Genomic DNA, 20455 nt, shown 5'->3' with positions numbered 1-20455 from the left:
TTTTAAGCGTGATTGCGTTCAAAAATAAATTGCCCGCGAAAATAACAAATTTAATTTCTTTGTGACACATCGCCCAATTATAAATTTTTAAATAGCTTAGGCGTTTAAACCTGTTGCAGCTAATGAAGGAAGATTTGAAACAGCCCCATTTAAAACACGAGCTTGGCCTGCTCGACGGCACCATGCTGGTGGCGGGATCGATGATCGGTTCGGGGATATTTATTGTAAGCGCTGATATTACGCGTAACGTGGGTTCGGCAGGATGGCTGATTGTAGTTTGGCTCATCACAGGTTTTATGACCCTGACAGCCGCTTTAAGCTACGGCGAGCTTAGCGGGATGTTCCCTAAGGCAGGCGGGCAATATGTATACCTCAAAGAGATCTACAACAAACTAATGGGCTTCCTGTACGGGTGGAGTTTCTTCGCCGTCATCCAAACAGGAACGATAGCAGCCGTGGGGGTGGCATTCTCTAAATTCACCGCATACCTGATACCGGCGGTAAGCGAGGATAATATTTTGTTCAACCTTGGATTTATAAAGATCAGCGCCGCGCAGATAGTTTCTATTTGCGTTATTGTACTTTTAACATTCATCAACACCAGGGGGGTAAAAAGCGGCAAGATCATTCAAACAACTTTTACGCTAACCAAAATATTGAGCCTGTTTGGCCTGATCATTTTTGGTTTTTGGGCGCTAAGCAGCAACACCTGGCACCTGAACTGGAGCAACGCCTGGACATTGCATAAACTAAACACTGATGGCAGCTTTGCTGAATATACCAGTGTCGCCGCTTTAGGTGCGATCGCTGCATCAATGGTCGGTTCTATTTTCAGCAGCGACTCGTGGAACAGCGTAACTTTTATTGCCGGCGAAATGAAAAACCCTAAACGGGACGTTGCGTTGAGCCTGTTTTTAGGAACGATGATCGTGACACTTATTTATGTAGCGGCAAACGTAATGTATACAGCAGTTTTGCCCCTGCATGATATTGCAACCGCTGATAAAGACCGGGTGGCTGTTGCCGCCTCGCATGTGATATTCGGAAATGGCGGCACCATTGTAATCGCAGTGATGATCATGATCTCGACCTTTGGTTGTAACAACGGGTTGATATTTGCCGGGGCACGGGTTTACTATACGATGGCTAAGGATGGATTGTTCTTCAAAAAAACAGGGACATTGAACAAATTTTCCGTTCCTGAATTTGGCTTATGGATACAGGCTTTGGTCGCATCGATCCTTTGCCTTAGCGGAAAATACGGCGACCTGCTGGATATGATCTCATTTGTGGTAGTGCTATTCTACGTGTTGACCATAATCGGCATTTATAAACTCCGTATTACCCGGCCCGATGCTGAACGACCATACAAAGCATTTGGTTACCCCGTGTTGCCTGCAATTTATATCGTGATGGGAATAGCATTTTGCATATTGCTCATCATTTATAAGCCAAACTTTACCTGGCCGGGTTTGGGCATTGTGTTGTTGGGTATACCGATCTATTATTTTTCTCAGCGTAATCTAAAAGATGAAGTTCCGGCAGATACTGATAATTAGTCTTTTTTTCGCCCCGGTTGTTTGCCCGGCGCAAGGCTTACAGTCGAAGCTGCAGGCTGCCTTTAACCGCTTGGAGCAGGACAGCCAATGTAAATATGCATCCGTTTCGTTAACGGTACTCGACGCTAAAACCGGCGAAACCATATTTGCAGCCAACCCGAACATGGGCCTGGCGACGGCATCCACTTTAAAAACCATTACCTCCATTACCGCCTTCAACATTTTGGGGAGGGATTTTCAATATCAAACACAATTTGGTTACACCGGAACTATCGACGCGGGCGGAACGCTCAACGGCGACGTGATCATCAAAGGCAGCGGCGACCCGACCCTTGGAAGCTGGCGCTACGCCGGGCATAAAGAAAGTGAAGTGCTGACGCAGATGACAACCGCCCTGCAAAAGGCCGGCATCAAAAAAATAAACGGTCGCGTTATCGGCGACGATTCCATTTTCGGTTCGCAGTCGGTGCCCAACGGCTGGATATGGATGGATGTGGGCAACTACTACGGAGCCGGCACATCGGGCCTCACCTGGCGCGAGAACCAGTTTGATATCAAACTCCGCACCGGTCGCGCGGATAGCCCGATAGGTGTATCGAGAACGGTTCCTTCAATGCCTTACCTGGATTTCAAAAGCGAACTGGTAAATGCTCCTGCCGGAACCGGCGATAACGCGTACGCATACCTCCCGGTCGGTGGCAAGCTGATGTACCTGCGCGGCACCTATGCACAGGACCAGGAAAAGAAAAGCATATCCGCAGCCATACCCGACCCGGCATATGACGCCGCGTACCGTTTAGCCGATACCCTGCAACGCATCGGTATTATGGTAACCGGCGGAGCGGAATCAACCGGAACATTAACCGCCAAAGGGCAGCAAACACCGCAGATCGGGCAAAATCTGACTACCATACTTTCCCCAACTTTAAGCAAAATAGTTTACTGGCTTAACCAGAAAAGCATTAACCTGTATGCCGAGCAGTTGCTGAAAACCGTCGCCTGGAAACAAGGCAAGCAACCAAGCACAGACAACGGCGTAGAGGTGGAGCAGAATTTCTGGAAAGCGCGGGGCATCGACCCAAATTCATTAAACGTTGTCGATGGCAGCGGTCTATCCCCCGGCGACCGGGTAACTACCATGACCATGGCAACCGTGCTAAAATCAGCCAAAGGCACCGACTGGTATGCCGATTTTTACGAAAGCCTGCCAACCTACAACAACATGAAAATGAAAAGCGGCAGCATCCTGAACGTACTAACCTATGCCGGCTATCAAACCCACAATGGGCGAGAGCTATGCTTTTCTATCATGGTGAATAATTTTAACGGATCGTCAAGGGGAATTAAGGAGAAGATGTTTAGGGTTTTGGATGAGTTGAAATAAACGCAATACGTCATGCTAAACTTGTTTCAGCATCTTACATGCAGGTCTGCGCCATCGCAAATATCTTGTACTGTGGAGTGCCGTAACACGTTCGGCATGATGTAATTTTCAATTAAATAATTCCATACAACGCTCCTCCCTTCTCCCCCATCTTATCCACTAATTTTTCAACTCCCGGATCTTTTTCCAAAACCGGCGCGTGATGCGGTTTAATGCGTGCATCGATGATGAGCGGGCCTTTGCAGCCCCAGTGCTTGTGTTCGGTAAAGCTGTTAATGCCGTAAATATCGTGCGAGGGGTTGCTGCGGGTAAAGGTTACCCACACAAAGTTATTGAGATTTTGGGCAGTGAACCCGGCGTCATCGCAAAGCACGATTAAAGGCAGGCCATCTAACTGTTTATCGGACAAATGTTCTTCCAGTATCTCGAAAATAAGCGGCGTATCGCTGTGTTTGATATTTTTAGGAACTTCCACCGCCAATATGCCGGGCATCACCATTTTATAATTTACGAATGGCCGGGGCATATCAAAACCCGGTGGCAGTTCGCCCCATAGCTCTCTTTTCACCGCCCCTGCCACTGCAACTGCCACTTTACTGCCCGAGTTTAACCCGCTTCCGCTGTAGTCGAGTGTGTCAATAGTGGTATTGGTATAAAAATGCAGGTCGCGGCTTAGGTCGATACGTTGAAGGACATGTTTAAGAAATCCGCCAATGTCATCCACACTCAAATCACGATCATCTTCTTTGGCTGTGATGAACAGATATTTGGCCAGGCTTAACTGGTTAGTTCCCAAAATACGGTTGGCAATGGTCAGTATTTCCTGCGGTTTACGTTCCTCATTGGAATAAGGCGTATAGCGCTCGCTGCCGATAGCAAATAACAAGGGGTGTACTCCGGCAGCGTCAACAGCATTCACGGCATGCAGGCCGGGTATTTCCTTACCGATAGCTTCTCCCGTTATCTCATGTATTAACGCCCCGAAGCTGGTATCCTCCTGCGGCGGTCGGCCAACTACAGTAAACGACCAAATGGCGTCTTTCCTGTGGTAAACGTTGTGTACCTTCATCAGCGGGAAATCATGTTTCAAGCTATAATAACCCAGGTGATCCCCGAAGGGCCCTTCCGGTTTATTCTCATGCGGCATCACCGTACCTGTTATAACAAAATCGGCATCAGCCGATATGCAAAAACCTTCGTCGTCATAAAAATACCGGAACCTGCGGTTGCCCAATGCCCCGGCAAAGGTTAGTTCGGATAATCCTTCGGGCAATGGCATCACAGCCGCTACCGGGTGTGCCGGCGGTCCGCCTACAAAAATGCTCACCTTTAATGGTTGCCCTTTGGCATTGGCTTTGGTTTGATGGATACCGATACCGCGGTGCAGTTGGTAATGCAGGCCAATCTCCTGGTTTTGGATATAATCGTTACCGGCCAACTGGATTCGGTACATGCCCAGGTTGGCGTTCATAACGCCGGGTTTGTCTATATCCTCGGTATAAACCTGCGGCATGGTCACGAACGGACCGCCGTCCATGGGCCAGTTCACTATCTGCGGCAAATCGCTAATCTTCGCTTTTCCGAAACTTACAGGCGCACTACCGCTTACTTTCATGGGCAGCGCCGACCATGCAGTCAGACCGACATGAGCATATTTAAAAGGCTGTTTAAGTGCCTTCATCGGGTCATTCTTCAGTTCGATCAAAGTTTTGATCTGTTCCAGCGTATCGCGAAAAATGAATTTCGACCTGTCGAGCGTTCCGAATAAATTAGATAACGCCGGGAACTTACTGCCTTTCACATTTTCGAACAGGATAGCCGGGCCCTTGTTTTCAAATACCCGCAGGTGTATGGCTGCCATTTGCAGGTATGGGTCCACCTCTTCTTTGATACGGATAAGATGCCCGTTTTTTTCAAGATCGGAAATGCAGGCTTGTAAATTCGGATACCCCATTTAACTGCTGAAATGTTTTGCGCCAAATGTAGCTAAATCCGGCAAATGTTATTCTGCCTTCATTAACAGCTTCTCTTCAACTTTGGTGCTGCGCGAAAAAAATATATAAAACACAAGCGCTGCAAAGATGAAGAAAAAGCTGATGTATGGACTGATAAAGCTGCCGCCTGCAGCCAGGATATAACACACCGGACCCACAGCGCCTATACGCAAATACGACTGGTATATTTCAGCAGTGAAGACTTCGCTGCGGACGCGTTTATTGGCATAGATGTGGTTGAGCAGTAAAAAGTGCATAAAAGCGATAATGAACAGAGCCGTTGAGTAAACAAGTATCCCAGTGGTTAAAAAAGGGTTTTCGGCGAGCAAAGCGGTTGGGTAAGGCATAATAGCCACGAATAAAAGATAGAACACATTGAGCCACAAAAGCCCGTTATCCACCTTTTTAGCCATAGAAAATATACGATGGTGCGCCACCCAAAAAACACCCACCACCATAAAACTAAATGCGAAAGTTATAAGGTGAGGCACGGCCCTCCGGAGAGCGTAATTGAGCTCGTGGTTATCGTAATTTTTTGCGTCGGGTATTCTGACACTTAAAATAAGCAGGGTTACCGCTATGGCAAATACCCCGTCCGAAAAATTCTCGAGTCGTACTTTGTTCATTTTATGCCGGGTTAGGCAATGCTGATCTCTTTTGCCAAATACACATCCTGTATAGTGTGCAGGAAATCAACGCCCTCCTGGAACGGCCGCTGAAACGCACGCCGGCCCAGTATCAGTCCCGTACCTCCTGCCCTCTTATTTACTACTGCATGTTTTACTGAGTCAGCCAGGTCTGAAGCACCTTTGGATTCGCCGCCTGAATTGATCAGCCCGGCCCGCCCCATATAGCAATTCGCCAACTGGTAACGGCAAAGATCGATAGGATGGTTCGTGCTTAATTTACTGTACATCAGCGGATCGCTTTTGGAGAAATTAATAGCGGTAAAGCCACCGTTAACGTCGGGCATTTTCTGTTTGATAATATCGGCCTGTATTGTCACGCCGATGTGATTAGCCTGCCCGGTAATATCAGCCGATGTTTCGTAATTCACCCCATCCTTTTTAAAGGCATTATTGCGCGTGTAGCACCAAAGGACGGTCGCCATACCCATTGCGTGGGCCTCTTCAAACGCTTCCGCTACTTCGATGATCTGCCTGTCCGACTGCTCCGACCCAAAGTACACCGTGGCGCCAACCGCGGCGGCGCCCAGGTTCCAGGCGTCCTTCACCGTACCGAACATGATCTGGTTATACTTGGTTGGATAGGTGAGTAATTCGTTATGGTTGAGTTTTACCAGGAATGGTATTTTGTGTGCATATTTTCTCGACATCATTGCCAGGTTGCCAAAAGTGGTTGCCACGGCATTGCAATTGCCTTCAATAGCAAGTTTAATGATATTCTCAGGATCGAAATATAATGGATCCTTCGCAAAAGAAGCTCCGGCAGTGTGCTCAATGCCCTGGTCCACAGGCAAAATAGAAAGGTAACCCGTTCCGGCCAGCCGGCCGTGATCATACATGGCCTGCAAATTGCGCAGCACTTGCGGGTTTCGATTGCTGAGCGCAAATACTCTGTCCACAAAATCCGGCGACGGCGTATGAAGCTGCTCTTTGGGAAATGTTTTGCACTGGTAACTGAGCAGATCGTCTGCTTCCTTACCCAATAGATCGGTAATCCTGGCTAATGACATGGCTTTGAAGTAAATGGTTATGCTATATTACAGCAGAAACGTGATGTTGTTGACAAATTTATTCAACAATTACATTTAACCGATACCCTATCGTACTTTTTTACTGAAGGCCCCTTCCGCTTCATTAGCCTGGTCGGCATTACCAAGGTAGGCCCATCTTAATCCGGCAATGTATTTATTGATGGCCCCCGATATTTGTTCGGCTGTTACTTTGTTAACCAGGTCGGGTAAATTCTCGGCGGTTTCCCACCCGCCTAAAACTTCCGCCTCACCCAAACTCCCGGTTATCGCCGACGAACTTTGCTCCTTCATAAAATAGCTTGTGATATAACTGCTTTTGAGTTCGGTAAGGCCCTCAGGCGTAACACGGGAGTTCCTTTCCAGGTTCAGGGCCTCCGTCATCGCCCTTACAGCTTCTTTGGGACTTGATGTACTTACGGACATGATCGCGAAGGGCATCAATTGGTTCACCGTTTCGGCACCAGGATCGTAGGAAAGATGAAGACGTGTTCTTAATTCGCCAAAAAGTTCGCCGCTTAAAACGCTGATCCCTAAACGATAGGCAAAAAAATCGGCACTGTTAACCGGCGGGGCATTCATCACACCATTAATGTAGTTGGTCTGCAGGTCGCGCTTTTCTGTAAGCACTTTGTAGTCGTTCCATAGCGGAGGATCGTATGTTACAGGGGTGTACGGGCGTGAAGGCAACGAACCAAAAGAGGCCCGTACTTTGCTTATCAATTCATCCTTACTGATGTTTCCGGCAACAACAATGAACATTTGATTTTTGTTCAGGATACTGCTGTAATAGGATTTAAGCCCTGCAGCCGTTAATTTATTTACGGCCTCTTCCGTACCTTTCGGGTCGGTGGCATAGGGTGTGCCGGCAAATGCATTGGCGATGGCCAACTGCCGGATATGGTCGTCAGGGTCTGATTCCGACTGGCGTATCCTGGCGATGGCCTTCGACTTCAACTGTTCAACCTCCCCCTCATCAAATACGGGGCGGGTAACCGCCTCGGTAAGCAGGTCCCAGCTTTCGTTAAAGTATTTCGAGACACAATCCAGCGTAATATCACCATAGTCATAGTCAGACTCGCCTGAAATAACGACACCAAATTTATCCGTACGGTCGCGGAAAACGTCTGCGCTGTATTTTTGGGTACCGCATTGCCCGGCGGCTTCCAGTGCAATATCTTCAATACCCGCCTTATCGGCCGGGTAATTGGCAACGCCGCCACGATAAAACACGCGGACACTAATGACATTTTTTACGGTCGGTTTGAAGATGACCTTGATGCCATCGACATCGAAAGAGGTTGCGGTGCGCTGAGCAAATGCAGCAAACGCAATAAAAAATAAACTTATGGTGAGTGTGATATATCTTTTCATATCGGGGGTACATTAGTTGTTAGCGGCAAAAAATTTCTCGGGCTGAACCTGTTGTTTCAATTCGGGGCTCAATAGCAGGCCAGCACAATAAGGGTGGCCCTTGATATATTTCCGGACGTAGCTTTGCAGATCGGCACGCGTCATCTTTTGCAGGTTCGCGTTGTACCCGCTAAAGTAATCCATTGATGCCGCGGACCACCAAAAGGCCAGCACCTGTGTAAAATCAGAGGTAACTTCTTCCTCCCTTATTTTGATGATCTCCAGCTTCTCCTTCGCCGTTTCTATCTGTTCATCAGTCACATAATCGTCGTTGTCCATCATTTCTATCTGTTTTTTCAACTCAGCCATACATTCCCTGATCTTTGACGGGTTCGGAACAACATGCAATGATATCGGGCCAACATGACTAAGCGTCAAATAGCCGATATCAACCTGCAATGCCAGGCCCGACTGCACAAGGGCCTTATGCAATTTCGAGGAGTTTTGGTTGATAATATAGGAGAATACGTCGGCCGCATAAGTGGCTGGTACATCGGTGCGCATATCGGGGCCGTGCCATTCCAGGTCGATCACCGGCACATTAGATAAGGGGGATTCGACAATAAAATAATCTGTCTTTTGGAGCGGCTTAAATTCGGGCACGGGCCATTTCTGAAAAGGGTCGAACCCGGAGGATTGCCAGGAACCGTATATTTTGTCGACCTGGCTGAAAACGTCCTCGTGCGAAACGCTTCCCGCTACAGTCAACAGGCAATTATTGGGGAAATAGTATTTATTTTTGATCGAGTCCATCAGGTCAGGCGTGGCCGACCTGATCACCTGGTGATTGCCGATAGGGTTTTTCCGGCTATAGAGGTTACCCCAAAGGTGATGTTCCATAGCGTCGTTCAGGGCATGAAACGGGTTCGACTCCAGGCGCTGAAACTCGTCATCCACCACAACGTTTTCGCGCATCATTTCCCGCCGGTCAAATTTCGGAAAGCGTATAGCCGAATTCATGAATTTGAGACCCTCCTCCAGGTTGTAATTGGGAAGGGTAAAATAATAGTTCACATTTTCAAAAGAGGTCTCTCCATTAAATTTGATCCCTAACTCGCTTACGCGCGTCATAAATTCCTCCTGGCTGTTGTAGTCGCGGTTAGCCTTAAAAAACATGTGTTCGTAAAGGTGGCTTAAACCATTAAAACGCGGGGTTTCGGTGTACGCTCCGTTTTTGCAGGTTATCATAATGGTGGCCAGCGGCACACTGTTATCTTCTATCACAAGCACATCGAGCCCGTTTGGCATCTTGCGCATGAACATATTTTCGGGCAATTTAGCCTGCGCAAAAAGCATAACAGGCTGCAGGATAAGGAAAAGAAAAAGAAGTGCTTTTTTAGTAAACTGATATTTTTTATGGATCATGATAAAGGTTTTTTCAACGGTTTAAAATAGCAAAACAAAATTGTTAGTTCATAACGTTTTGAAAGTTCACAAAATTATTTTTCAAACCAAACGGCTAAAACTTTATTCCTACCTTAGCTGCTCTCAATAATCTGCTCCGCCTATGTCGGTAATTGTATTTACTGTCATCGTTTTGCTTGGCTCCTATTTCGCGGGCCTTCTTGGTTCGCTCACGGGCCTGGGTGGCGGTTTTATTGTCATTCCGTTGCTCACGCTGGTGTTGCATGTCAATATCCATTATGCCATAGGTGCTTCGCTGGTGTCGGTTATTGCAACATCTTCCGGTGCCGCCGCTGCCTATGTTAAGGAAGGCATTACCAATATACGAATAGGTATGTTCCTGGAAATAGCAACCACGGCGGGTGCCTTCACCGGCGCCATACTTGCCATCTATATTCCTGCGCAATATATAGCTGTTCTTTTTGGCGGCATCCTTCTTGTTTCTGCTGCTATGTCTTTCAGGCAACTGGCGGAGCGTACGGTTAACCAGCAAAGTTATCTTGCCAGTAAGCTGAAACTTGGCGGAAGTTATCCCGTCAATCATGAAGTGGTCGAATACGGTGTAACCAATGTTGTTGGAGGGTTTGCGACAATGATATTGGCGGGTGTTATTTCGGGCTTGTTAGGCATCGGTTCGGGCGCCCTGAAAGTAATTGCCATGGACGGAGTAATGCGCATTCCCTTTAAAGTATCAACCACCACCAGCAATTTTATGATCGGGGTTACTGCGGCGGCGAGCGCGGTAGTTTACCTGCAACGCGGTTACATACACCCGGCTATTGCTATGCCCGTGGTTATCGGCGTATTGTTGGGTGCGCTCAGCGGCTCGAAAATATTGGTGCGCGCCGAATCCTCGGGGTGGCTCAGAAAGATATTCGCTATCGTTATCACGCTTATCGCAATTCAAATGATCTATAATGGCATCGCGGGAAAAATCTAAAAAACATATACCCCGGGATACGGATGCAGGAACAAAGACGCCCGGCAGTTTTAAAGATAAGGACATGCAGGCTGTTATCGGCTGGATATTGCGTATCGGCGTTTTTGTGTCGACAGCCTTTGTTATTACCGGCGGCATCATTTTCTTATTCAATCATGGTCACAGCCAGATCGATTTTGTAAGTTTCAACAAAGTGCCCGATTTCATAGGTCATATCAGCGGTGTTATGGATGGCGTTATCCATTTGAAGGGACAGGCGATCATCCAGTTTGGTATTGTTTTGCTGATAGCTACACCTGTATTACGCGTAGTATTTGCCGGTATCGGGTTCCTTATAGAGAAGGATTACCTGTACACCTTTATCTCCATACTGGTGCTCCTTATTATTTTAACCAGCATGATAAGCGGCCATGCCGGATAACCGGTCAATTCTCATTGCTGCTTCCGCTGAGCCTTTTTTGCTCATCGGTTGTATTATTCCGGTTTTTTAACGACGATGTCCCGAAATGGTACGAGAAGGTAAAGCCAATAAAGCGGGTCGGTCTTTTGTCGCGCTGTGTAATATCCAGGTTGCGGTAATCAGAATGGATCTTGTCAACATCGGTATTGAAAATATCCGACGCGGTTAAACTTAAGCTGGCGTTCTTTGCAATGGCATAACGCAGGCCCGCATTCACGAAATAGTCTTCCCTGTAATCGTTAATTACAAAATATGTCGGTGATTGATAGATGGCCTCGAGCTGGGCACTGAGTTTTTTGGTGATCGTAAAATCCTGGCTAAGTGTGGTTTCAAGGGCAAAGCTTCCCCTGTTTGGCTGATCCGCTGCGAAATAATCGTACTGATCGTGCAGCCCCGTAAGGTCAAGGTTTAAATTCCACCAGCGGGTAAATTCAAACGGTATACCCAATTGAATAGAATACCGGTAACGTGTAGCAATGTTCTCTTTTACTGTAGTGTACACTTTTGTCACGTCGTCCTGCGAGAAGATGGTGCTGAAATAGTTATTTGTCACCGACGCATTCAACGTGATCTTATATTTATGAAGATAGAGATCTGACACCTGGATGGTGTTTATATAAAATGGCTTTAAAAAAGGATTGCCGGTACTATAAAAAAACTGATCCACGTAGCCCACGAAAGGGTTCAGGTCCTGGTAGTTGGGCCTGTTGATGTTGCGGGAGTAGAACGCGGTAAGCTGGTTATCTTTATCGGGCTCAAAAGTAAACTGTACGTTGGGGAACAGGTTAAAATAGCTGCTATCCACCAGCCTGTTAGGGCTTACAGACAGCGAGGTTGAATTTGTTTGTTCGGCACGCAGGCCAAGCGACAAGCTACCGTTTGTAAATTTAAGTCCGTACCTGATATACGCCGCGTTGATCCGTTCGTTATATATGAAATGATCGGTCAAGTCTGCAACCGGCGTATTGGTATTGTTGATCTGTTGTTCAAAATCAATCGTATTATCGCTTTTTACCTGGCTGTTTTTTATCCCGAAGTCGAGGCTACTGTTTTTTGACAATGCCTGGCTAAAATCAATATTTTCGGACCGGACATGTATTTGCGAAGGAGAATTGTCTGTATAAAACAACGGCGTGCCGTCGGGTTGGCCCTGTGCATCCAGAAAATCATTTTGCAGCATTTCTATCGAATGCCTGTTATAGGTAGAATAATTAAAATCCGCAGATAAAACGCTTTTGCTCTCATTGCCAAAGGCCCCCCTGTAATTGGCGTTATAATTGAGGTTGGTAATGTGCCTGCTGATGTTTGATCGGGTGAATATACCCGAATCTGTTTGCCCGCCGGTTTTGATGACGGTGTTATTCCGTTTATCAATATCGATAAAATTATCCGTGCCGTAAAAAAGCACACCTATGGTATGTTTTGGTGCTAATGAATAGTCTGTGCCCAAATTAAAACTATGATTTTTTGATAGGGTTGCTGCCGTGTAATCCACATCGAAATTATTGACGATGTTGTTAACATCGATCACTCTTTCATTCGTAAAGTTGTGTACTGTTTTGTTATCGGTAAAATTGTAACTGGCAAACAGGTTAAGTTTATTGGTTTTGAGGTCCCAGTTGATGCCGGCGTTCGATCTGTATTTATCGCCAAGCGCTCCCGAAGCGGTCAAACCCACATTCGAACCAATATTTTTATTCTTTTTAAGGATGATGTTGATCATCCCACCACCACCAGCAGCATCGTATTTGGCCGAAGAATTATCGATCAGTTCAATCTGGCTAACGGCGCTGCTCTGATAATTCCGCAACGTATTGATCAATTCCTCCCCCGACAAAGACACCGGCTTGCCATTTATAGTGATAAGCGCCTTTTGCCCGCCTTTCAGCACCTCGTCGTTAACAATCTTCACACCGGGGGCTGTTCTAAGCAGGTCATATACTGTCGAGCCCGAAGCTACAATGTTCCGGTCGACGTTTAGAACGGTCCTATCTGGCTTAATTTCAACAAAGTCCTTTTTTCCGATTATGTTCACCTGGTTAAGTTCCTTTGAATTCATTGTCAGCGTAACTACTCCTGCATCAAGGTCCTTGCCCTGTGCCAACTGGTAGGGCCCTGAGTATAATTTGGCGTAATTTAATTTGGTGATGAATAAAAGATAGGCGCCGGGCTGCAATTCGGCGAAGGCAAAATTACCCTCATTGTTGCTTATTGCCGACTTTACAATGGATGAATCGCGTGCTTTCAGAAGTACCACCGTGGCGCCGTCGGCAGGAGTTGAATCCTCTGTGCGGATATTACCGTGTACCGCCGAAAGTACTGACTGGGCCAATGAAGAATTATAGGCAACTGTAAGTAAAACGGCAATTAAGTATCCGGCAATCAGCTTCATTAACAAGGGGTAGTAAAGGTTTAGCCTATAACTTTACGGGTTTAAAACTGCGTGCAATATAACAACTAAAAACCACAATTAATAAAATTTAGTAGCCTTACATTAACGATAAATTAATAATAACCGTTTCCAGCGACTATGATTTTAGTTGTATATTAATAAATTTAATCACTGAAATATGCCCGGGTATCCGGCTTTTAAAAAACTCATCCTCTGTAACAAAGGGGATCAAAACAGTACCGGAGTAAGTTTATTAAATTTGAGATACTATATTTGTTTCCCCGATGACCATCAAATGAAAAAAACTATTCTTCTATTGTTCGCAGCCATTTCTTTCAAAGTTTCGGCACAAACGGAGCCGGCCAATTATGCCGCGGCGGTAAATAAGTTCAAGCTTTTTTATAATAACAATCAGCCCGACAGTATTTATAAAATGTTTGGCCCGCAGATGATCGCTGCGCTTACGCTGGATAATTTCAAAGCTACTACTGTTCAATTACGAAACCAGCTTGGCAACCTTAATCAAACTGATTTCACCAGTTTTACACCGCCAGTGGGCCTGTATAAAGCTACGTTTCAAAATGCAGCGCTGGCTTTGCGGATATCGTTAAATGACAAAGACCAGATCATCGGATTGCTGTTGAAGCCACTTGATACGCCGGCGCCGGCAGAAACAGCAAAAACCGGGTCAGCCGAAAGCGCGCCAAAGCAACCAAGCATGGACCCTTCGCTGGCCGAGTCTCCGATAGCATTAAAAACATTATCAGCTACCATACATGGCACTTTGACCATGCCTAAAAATGCATCGGGTAAAATACCGGTAGTGCTAATTATTGCAGGCTCGGGCCCGACTGACCGTAACGGCAATAGCGAAAAACTTGGGCTTGAAACCAATGCCTATAAAGATATTGCCGAAGGTTTGGGCAAAAACGGTATAGCTTCCGTCAGGTATGATAAACGGATGATAGGCGAGAGCCAGACCAGTAATAAAGAATCTGACCTGCGTTTTGATGATTACGTTGATGACGCTGTTGGACTGGTGCAAATGCTGAGCAACGACGAACGATTTTCGAAAGTGATCATATTAGGGCACAGCGAAGGTTCGCTGGTTGGCATGCTTGCCACGCGCGACCAGCCGGTTAAGGGCTATATCTCTGTAGCAGGAGCCGGGCAACGAGCCGATAAGATCATAACTGAGCAACTTAAAAGCCAGCCCAAATTTATACAGGATGGTTTTAAAACCCTTACCGACAGCATGAAAAAAGGCAAGACCATTGATAATATCGACCCGGGGCTTTATTTCATAGCAAGGCCGAGCATTCAAAAATACCTGGTATCGTGGTTCAGGTACGATCCTTTTTATGTTATTAAATCAGTAAAAGTACCAACACTCATCCTCCAGGGTACAACCGACCTGCAGGTTGCTGTAACTGATGCGGAAAGATTGAAAAAGGGCAAGTCGGACGCGACACTGATCATCATACCGGGCATGAACCATGTTTTAAAGGAGGCACCGGCTGACAAGGATCAAAACCTGGCAACCTACAAAAATCCGGACCTGCCTTTAAAAGCAGAGCTGATACCGGATATCGTTAAATTTATTAATGGGATCAATTAAGAATTCCAGGCCCCGAGCAACCTGCGGATGACGATGATCTCGGCTACGTGGTAGGCATTGTGGTCGGCTATTTGCAAAGCCTCGCGCAAAATACTTTGGCCGTCGCCATGAGGGATAGCTTTGTAAATATCACCTTGCTTTAAAAGTTTGATAAACTCGTCGCGGTCATCACCTATCTGTTTGATCGATCTTTCCCATGCCGATTCATCGGCCGGGGCGGTCTCTTTAACCCAGTACTCACCGGGCCAGGCCGGCGACTCATGTTTTTCGCTTTTGCTGAATTCGAGCATATCCCATTGTGCAATACGTATATGCTCCACCAGTTGCCAGATGCTATACGGCAATTTATCCGGCTTAATACCTCTCGCCTCCTTTGGCAACCCCTTAATTGCATCGTCAAAACCTGCATGGGCGCTGCCGCCGTTCAGCAGCTTTACCAATTCATCTGTCAATATTTTGTGCTGATCCATTTCGTATCCTTTTCTTTTCAACAAGATATCATCAAATTGGTTGGCAAATAACTATTTAATTTCATACCGGTACACCTGCCTTGCCAAATTACCGTCGTCATCAATACCTTCTATAACTACCCGGTAAGTTCCTTTTACATCCGGCGTAAAATAATCCAGCGATGCTTTGCCGTCTTTATCTGTCAGCATATTGGGGTTCCAGTATATGGTGCTGCGGGCACTCCCAGGGCTATCGGCTTTTGGTGCGTATTTAGGCTGATAAAAAGCTTTGGTTTTGTGGAACCCTTTGTACTTAAGGGTGACTACACCCGCCGGTGGAATATTATAGAGGTCGGTGGCCCATTCAGTACCTCTTTTAGTGGTGATTACCAATGCTCCGCCACCCGAAATACTTCTCCCATAAATATTGGTCGCAAAACCACTACGAAGTACTTCAATACTATAAACCTCGTCTGTATTTATTTGACTCAGATATGAAGGCGGCAACACTTGGCCATCTAAAATTATTGACATCGGACTGCGTCCGTTGTTTAAAGCGACTATAGTGCCATCGACTGACGAGCTACGGTAAATAGTTACCCCTCTGATTTTACCGCCCAGGCAATCACCAATGCTCACACATGGACCCAAATCAGTATACATGATCACCTGGTCCGCGTTACCCCCGCCGTGCAAGTTGGCAGAAAACCTCATGTCAGGTTTCTTTGCTTTCTTCAGGCCCACGATGTTGACCGTCTTTAGTCCCCTGCCGTATCCCGAAAGATCAATCTTTTGATCCTGCTGGTATTGTTTGTATTGCTGCTGCGCTTTTAGGGTGTCGGTATTGGGTATATTGCCTGTGTTGGTGGTGGGTTCTATCTTCGGGTAGTCCGGGGGGATGGCTTTGATCAGCACATTGCTGCCCTTGTTGGCCTTTCGTGCCCTTAGTACCAGCGTGGTGGTATCGCTGATGTACAGGTTATTGAAAGTGAAGTGTCCTTCTTCATCCGCCGTGGTGTCCCTGAATATTTTTTCCTTGACGGCTGCCAGTGTTATTTTGCCATTGGGTACCGGTTTGCCGCCGGGGGTGGTCAGGATGCCGCTGATCTCCTGGCTGCGTTCGGGGGGATATTTTATTGCTGTATTGTTAGTCGTGGTGTCCAGTATTTGTTTCCATTCATACCTGCGGTAGCCCTGCGTAAGCATCAGGTTATCCAAAGCTGTATTGGTTTGTTCGCTTATATTGGTAAAATAATAGTTGGGCTGTTCGATATAGCCTTTTAGTTCCGAGGTAAGCAGCAGGTTGTTGATGATGCTGCTTTCGTCGTTCTCATCGGGCTGTACCTTGCTTTCGCTGATCACCGATACCGAAAAAGTGCCTTGTTTGCCTTTGTTGTTCTGATCGGTTGCCGTGATGTTTAGCGTGGTCTTTTGACCGGGGGTTTGGATCGGGCTTATGCCGACTTTAAGCTCATCGGCTTTGTTATTAATAAAGGCGATCCGTTCGGCTATGGGTTCGCCGCTTTGGCTGAACAGGGTGAACTGGGTAATGCCTTCGGGGAATTTACTTTTTGGTATCTGGGCGATATAGCTTAGGCTTTCCAGTTTGCCTTCAGTGGTATAGTATACTTTGCCATTGCTTTGGGCGATGATGTAAAAGCTCTGGCCCTTTTGTTTGTTCAGCGTTTCCTCGTTGGTGCTTATTTTGAGGTAGATGCTGTCGGGTTCGTTATTGTTAATTGTTAAGGTGTAGCCTTCTGTTTTGGCTTTGGGCAGATCGGTGGTGTATTTGCTTTCGCCGGGCAGGGTGATGATGGCTTTATAGGTTTTTCCTGCTTCGGGTATTAAGGCAAAGGTGCCCATACCCAGGTGTTGGGTGGTAAAATCGGCTACTATGTTGCCGGTATTGTCCTGTATGGTTCCTTTGATGTCTTCGCCCAGCCCGTTCATTCCGGTGCATTTGACGGCTACTCTTGACCGTACGCCGTTCACCAGTTCGCCGCCTTCGGGGAAGAACCGGATATCAAGCGGTTCTGTTGTTGCTTTGTTAGTTGTTTGCGGGGCGATGCCGCCTATCCTTATCTTTTGTTCATCAATATATTCCGGTTTGTTCCGCATCCAGCGGGTATAGGCGCGCAGGCGGTACGTGCCTTGTTTCAGCGTATGGTCCAGCGGGATCTCGCTCCAGCTGACGCCTGATGCCAGCGGCAGGGCCTGGCGTGTTACCAGCGTGTCTTTAGGGCTGATCAGTTCGACATACAGCACCCCGCTTAGCGCCGATAGCTGGTGCTTTTGACCGATGACCGTGTAGGCTTTGTACCAGATCGTGTCGCCGAAGCTGTAGTTGGGTTTGTCTAAATGTAAATAGACTTTTTCCTGTGCGGGTTGGCGCGAGAGGGTTGTTGTCGCTCGGGTAAGGAAGAGGCTGTCTGAAGTCCGCTGGTAATTTACAACATTGGCAATTCTATTTAAAAAAACAGTTTCCTGACTATAAATTAGTGGTGCAGTACTTAGAAATAATAAAAGGCACGTGATTTTTTTCATAGGATATCCAAATTCTAAATGCGTATCATTGCTTATTTGGTAAATTAGGTAATGACCGGATGAAACCATCCGGTCGTCCTTATTATAAATCTGTATTAGTGCAAAAACCGTAGTTGGAGCCCCCTCCACTATCAGGAATACAATTACAAGAAACGTCGCATTTACCAGGTCCAGTTACAGTATTGTGTCCGTCGAAGAAAACAGCCGTGCAACTTTTGTTTAATGTGCAGCCACCGGGTCCGCCAGGTTGCCCACCTAATACATTTTTCATCTCAGCCCGGCTGAGTTTTTGAAACTTTTGCATAAAATTAAATATTTTAAATTAACAGGTATTTGCCGCAACCACGCCCCGGCATTTGGGCCACATGTATGTTAAGTGCATGCTCCTTTATTTTGGCCAAAAAGTATTTTATTGCTTATAAAGCATTGATTTAAATACAATTGCCGATGTGCGGAACTATTCGAAAGCATAGGTTCAGGTCATGTGTCTAATTTATGGCCTCTATTTTTCCCGGTCAACCCGTGTTTTCACGGTATTTTCAAAAACTAACGAATAAGTATGTGAAGCCAATAGGAACTCTCTGAATAATTTACTTCAACAATTTTACTTTGCCTTTGCCCAAATTGTTTTTAAGTTTATCCATCCAAGTTAAAATCCATCCGACGTGATAAAAAAGATAACCATCTTCTTCCTGCTGGCCTCTACGCTCACTGCATGCAAAAAAGACTCGACAGGGCCTTTGCAGGGGAGTATTGACGATGCTGCCTTCAACGACTATGAAAAACATTTTCTCGACGAGTTCTGGAAACTGAACCCCGACTGGGGCACCAGCGTCGGTTATCATAAATATGACAGCGTGTTACTGGTTCCCGACAAGAAGAACCGGGAAAAGCTGATCAAATTTGCCAAAGTTCAGCTTGACTCATTGGGCCGCTACTCGCCGGCGACATTTTTGGAATCGAACAAAATGGATTACGCTATCCTGCAAAACCAGATGCAGTACATGGTGTGGCGCGAGCAGCAACTAAAAGCCTACGAGTGGGACCCGTCATCGTACAATGTCATCGGTACCTTTGCCTACATCCTGAACGAACATTATGCGCCGCTTGCCAAACGGCTAACCAGTTTTTATGAAAAGATGTCGGCTATACCGGCATTTTATAAAGAGGCTGAAAAACAGATAAAAAACCCGGTTACAGAGCTTACAGAACTGGCCATTGACCAGCACATGGGTGGTGTGGGCGTATTTGAAACCGACTTTGCCGATTCGCTTAAGAAAACAAATATCCCCGATGCGACCAAAAAGCTGATGCTCGACCGCGCAAAACTGTCTGCCGACGCCATCAAAGGTTTTGCCGACTTTCTGAAAAACCTGAAAAACGACAAACCCCGCAGCTTCAGGCTGGGTAAGGACCTGTACGAGGACAAATTTAAATACGAGATACAATCGTCAAAAACGGCGCAGCAGATTTACAATGCGGCGGTAGATCGTAAAAAAGCCGTGCACCATGAAATGGCGAAGATAAGCGTCAAACTTTGGCCAAAATATTTCGGTAACGCGCCAATGCCTGCCGATACGCTGGAGCTGATAGGCAAAATGATAGATACCCTGTCTTCAAAACACGTACAGCCCGGCGAGTTCCAAAGTGCCATTGAAAAGGAGCTGCCAAAACTTACCCAGTTTGTCACATCGAAGGACCTGCTTACGCTCGACCCAACCAAGCCGCTGCTGGTGCGTAAAGAACCGGGCTATATGGCCGGGGTAGCCGGTGCCTCTATGAGTTCGCCCGGTCCGTACGATGCGGGGCAAAACTCGTACTTTAACGTGGGCAGCCTTTCGGGATGGTCGCCCGACCGCGCTGAGAGCTATTTGCGGGAATACAATGACTACATTTTACAGATACTCTGTATCCACGAGGCGATACCGGGGCACTACGTGCAATTGGTTTATGCCAATAAAACCCCCAGCATGATAAAATCCATCTTTGGCAACGGCGCCATGGTTGAAGGCTGGGCCGTATACAGCGAACAAATGATGCTCGACGCCGGTTTTGGCGATAACTCGCCCGAAATGTGGCTGATGTGGTACAAATGGAACCTGAGGTCGGTATGTAACACGATATTGGACTATAGCGTGCATTGTCTTAACCTGTCCAGGCAACAAGCCATTACGATGTTAACCCGCGAGGCCTTTCAGCAGCAAGCCGAGGCTGACAACAAATGGAAGCGCGTGAGTGTGACCAGTGTACAACTGGATAGCTATTATACCGGCTACAAGGAGATAATGGACCTGCGCGACGATTATAAAAGCAAAATGGGTGACAAGTATAACCTGAAGGAATTTAACGAGCGGTTTTTGAGTTTCGGCAACGCACCTGTAAAACTGATAAAAGAGGCTATGCTGGCCAAGGAGGCCCCCGCCCAGCATTAAACCGGAATTCCCGGAAAAAAAGAACAGCGATGATCCTTATTCATCGCTGTTCTTTTATTGCACCGGTTTAAATACAGGTGCATTATTAATCCGTACAAAAATACTTTACACCGGCTGAAACTTTTTTGCCCGTAACGTGTTGTTACTTAGAA

General features: G+C 46.6%; 15 protein-coding genes. 6 read left to right on the top strand and 9 right to left on the bottom strand.

Translation table 11 applies throughout. The features are described 5' to 3' along the window. The first annotated feature begins 122 nt into the window (after positions 1–122). Positions 123–1559, top strand: coding sequence for an APC family permease (locus FRZ54_RS11210; RefSeq protein ID WP_147031696.1), 1437 nt, complete (start codon positions 123–125; stop codon positions 1557–1559). After that, positions 1531–2943: a D-alanyl-D-alanine carboxypeptidase/D-alanyl-D-alanine endopeptidase gene (dacB, locus tag FRZ54_RS11205; protein WP_147031695.1), complete on the top strand. Its 1413-nt coding sequence runs from the start codon at positions 1531–1533 to the stop codon at positions 2941–2943. The genes FRZ54_RS11210 and dacB overlap by 29 nt, the downstream gene beginning before the upstream one ends. Positions 2944–3055: 112 nt before the next feature. On the opposite strand, the gene FRZ54_RS11200 is transcribed toward dacB, so the two are convergent. From FRZ54_RS11200 to FRZ54_RS11180, 5 genes are all read right to left on the bottom strand, one after another. Next, positions 3056–4897 (bottom strand): UbiD family decarboxylase, encoded by a 1842-nt coding sequence (locus FRZ54_RS11200; RefSeq protein ID WP_147031694.1) that lies wholly within the window; start codon positions 4895–4897, stop codon positions 3056–3058. A gap of 48 nt (positions 4898–4945) precedes the next feature. Further along, on the bottom strand, positions 4946–5563 hold the full coding sequence (locus FRZ54_RS11195) for a TMEM175 family protein (protein ID WP_147031693.1): 618 nt from the start codon (positions 5561–5563) through the stop codon (positions 4946–4948). Between the two features lie 11 nt (positions 5564–5574). Continuing rightward, complete coding sequence (locus FRZ54_RS11190) at positions 5575–6633, bottom strand: class I fructose-bisphosphate aldolase (protein WP_147031692.1); 1059 nt, start codon at positions 6631–6633, stop codon at positions 5575–5577. 87 nt (positions 6634–6720) lie between these two features. Beyond that, entirely contained in the window at positions 6721–8025 is a 1305-nt protein-coding gene (locus tag FRZ54_RS11185) for a M16 family metallopeptidase (protein WP_147031691.1), read from the bottom strand. 12 nt (positions 8026–8037) lie between these two features. Further along, on the bottom strand, positions 8038–9429 hold the full coding sequence (locus FRZ54_RS11180; protein WP_187359814.1) for a M16 family metallopeptidase: 1392 nt from the start codon (positions 9427–9429) through the stop codon (positions 8038–8040). Positions 9430–9571: 142 nt separating this feature from the next. Between FRZ54_RS11180 and FRZ54_RS11175 the strand changes: the two genes are divergently transcribed. Both FRZ54_RS11175 and FRZ54_RS11170 read left to right on the top strand, forming a co-directional pair. Further along, a complete protein-coding gene (locus FRZ54_RS11175) occupies positions 9572–10408 on the top strand; it encodes a sulfite exporter TauE/SafE family protein (RefSeq protein ID WP_147031690.1) in 837 nt (278 codons plus the stop codon). After that, a complete protein-coding gene (locus FRZ54_RS11170) occupies positions 10386–10829 on the top strand; it encodes a DUF1634 domain-containing protein (protein WP_147031689.1) in 444 nt (147 codons plus the stop codon). The genes FRZ54_RS11175 and FRZ54_RS11170 overlap by 23 nt, the downstream gene beginning before the upstream one ends. A 4-nt stretch (positions 10830–10833) precedes the next feature. Here the strand turns inward: FRZ54_RS11170 and FRZ54_RS11165 are convergent, their stop codons facing one another. Continuing rightward, entirely contained in the window at positions 10834–13260 is a 2427-nt protein-coding gene (locus FRZ54_RS11165) for an outer membrane beta-barrel family protein (RefSeq protein ID WP_147031688.1), read from the bottom strand. A 295-nt stretch (positions 13261–13555) separates the two neighbouring features. On the opposite strand from FRZ54_RS11165, the gene FRZ54_RS11160 reads away from it, so the two are divergent. Further along, positions 13556–14878: a serine aminopeptidase domain-containing protein gene (locus FRZ54_RS11160; RefSeq protein ID WP_187359813.1), complete on the top strand. Its 1323-nt coding sequence runs from the start codon at positions 13556–13558 to the stop codon at positions 14876–14878. Here FRZ54_RS11160 and FRZ54_RS11155 read toward each other — a convergent pair. The 3 genes from FRZ54_RS11155 to FRZ54_RS25030 form a co-directional block, all read right to left on the bottom strand. After that, complete coding sequence (locus FRZ54_RS11155) at positions 14875–15348, bottom strand: DinB family protein (RefSeq protein ID WP_147031686.1); 474 nt, start codon at positions 15346–15348, stop codon at positions 14875–14877. The two genes, FRZ54_RS11160 and FRZ54_RS11155, sit on opposite strands and share 4 nt — an antisense overlap. A gap of 51 nt (positions 15349–15399) precedes the next feature. After that, complete coding sequence (locus FRZ54_RS11150; protein WP_147031685.1) at positions 15400–17871, bottom strand: carboxypeptidase-like regulatory domain-containing protein; 2472 nt, start codon at positions 17869–17871, stop codon at positions 15400–15402. An 82-nt stretch (positions 17872–17953) separates the two neighbouring features. Further along, positions 17954–18175, bottom strand: a complete 222-nt coding sequence (locus FRZ54_RS25030) for a bacteriocin-like protein (RefSeq protein ID WP_446685952.1) — start codon at positions 18173–18175, stop codon at positions 17954–17956. Positions 18176–18536: 361 nt separating this feature from the next. Here FRZ54_RS25030 and FRZ54_RS11145 point away from each other — a divergent pair, with 361 nt between their 5' ends. Then, positions 18537–20303 (top strand): DUF885 domain-containing protein, encoded by a 1767-nt coding sequence (locus FRZ54_RS11145; protein ID WP_228462691.1) that lies wholly within the window; start codon positions 18537–18539, stop codon positions 20301–20303. The last annotated feature ends 152 nt before the right edge of the window (positions 20304–20455 follow it).

The organism is Mucilaginibacter ginsenosidivorans (assembly GCF_007971025.1).
In the GTDB taxonomy this organism is placed as follows: domain Bacteria; phylum Bacteroidota; class Bacteroidia; order Sphingobacteriales; family Sphingobacteriaceae; genus Mucilaginibacter; species Mucilaginibacter ginsenosidivorans.
Note: the sequence above shows the minus strand (reverse complement) of the source record. Positions and strands in the feature narration are given on the sequence as shown.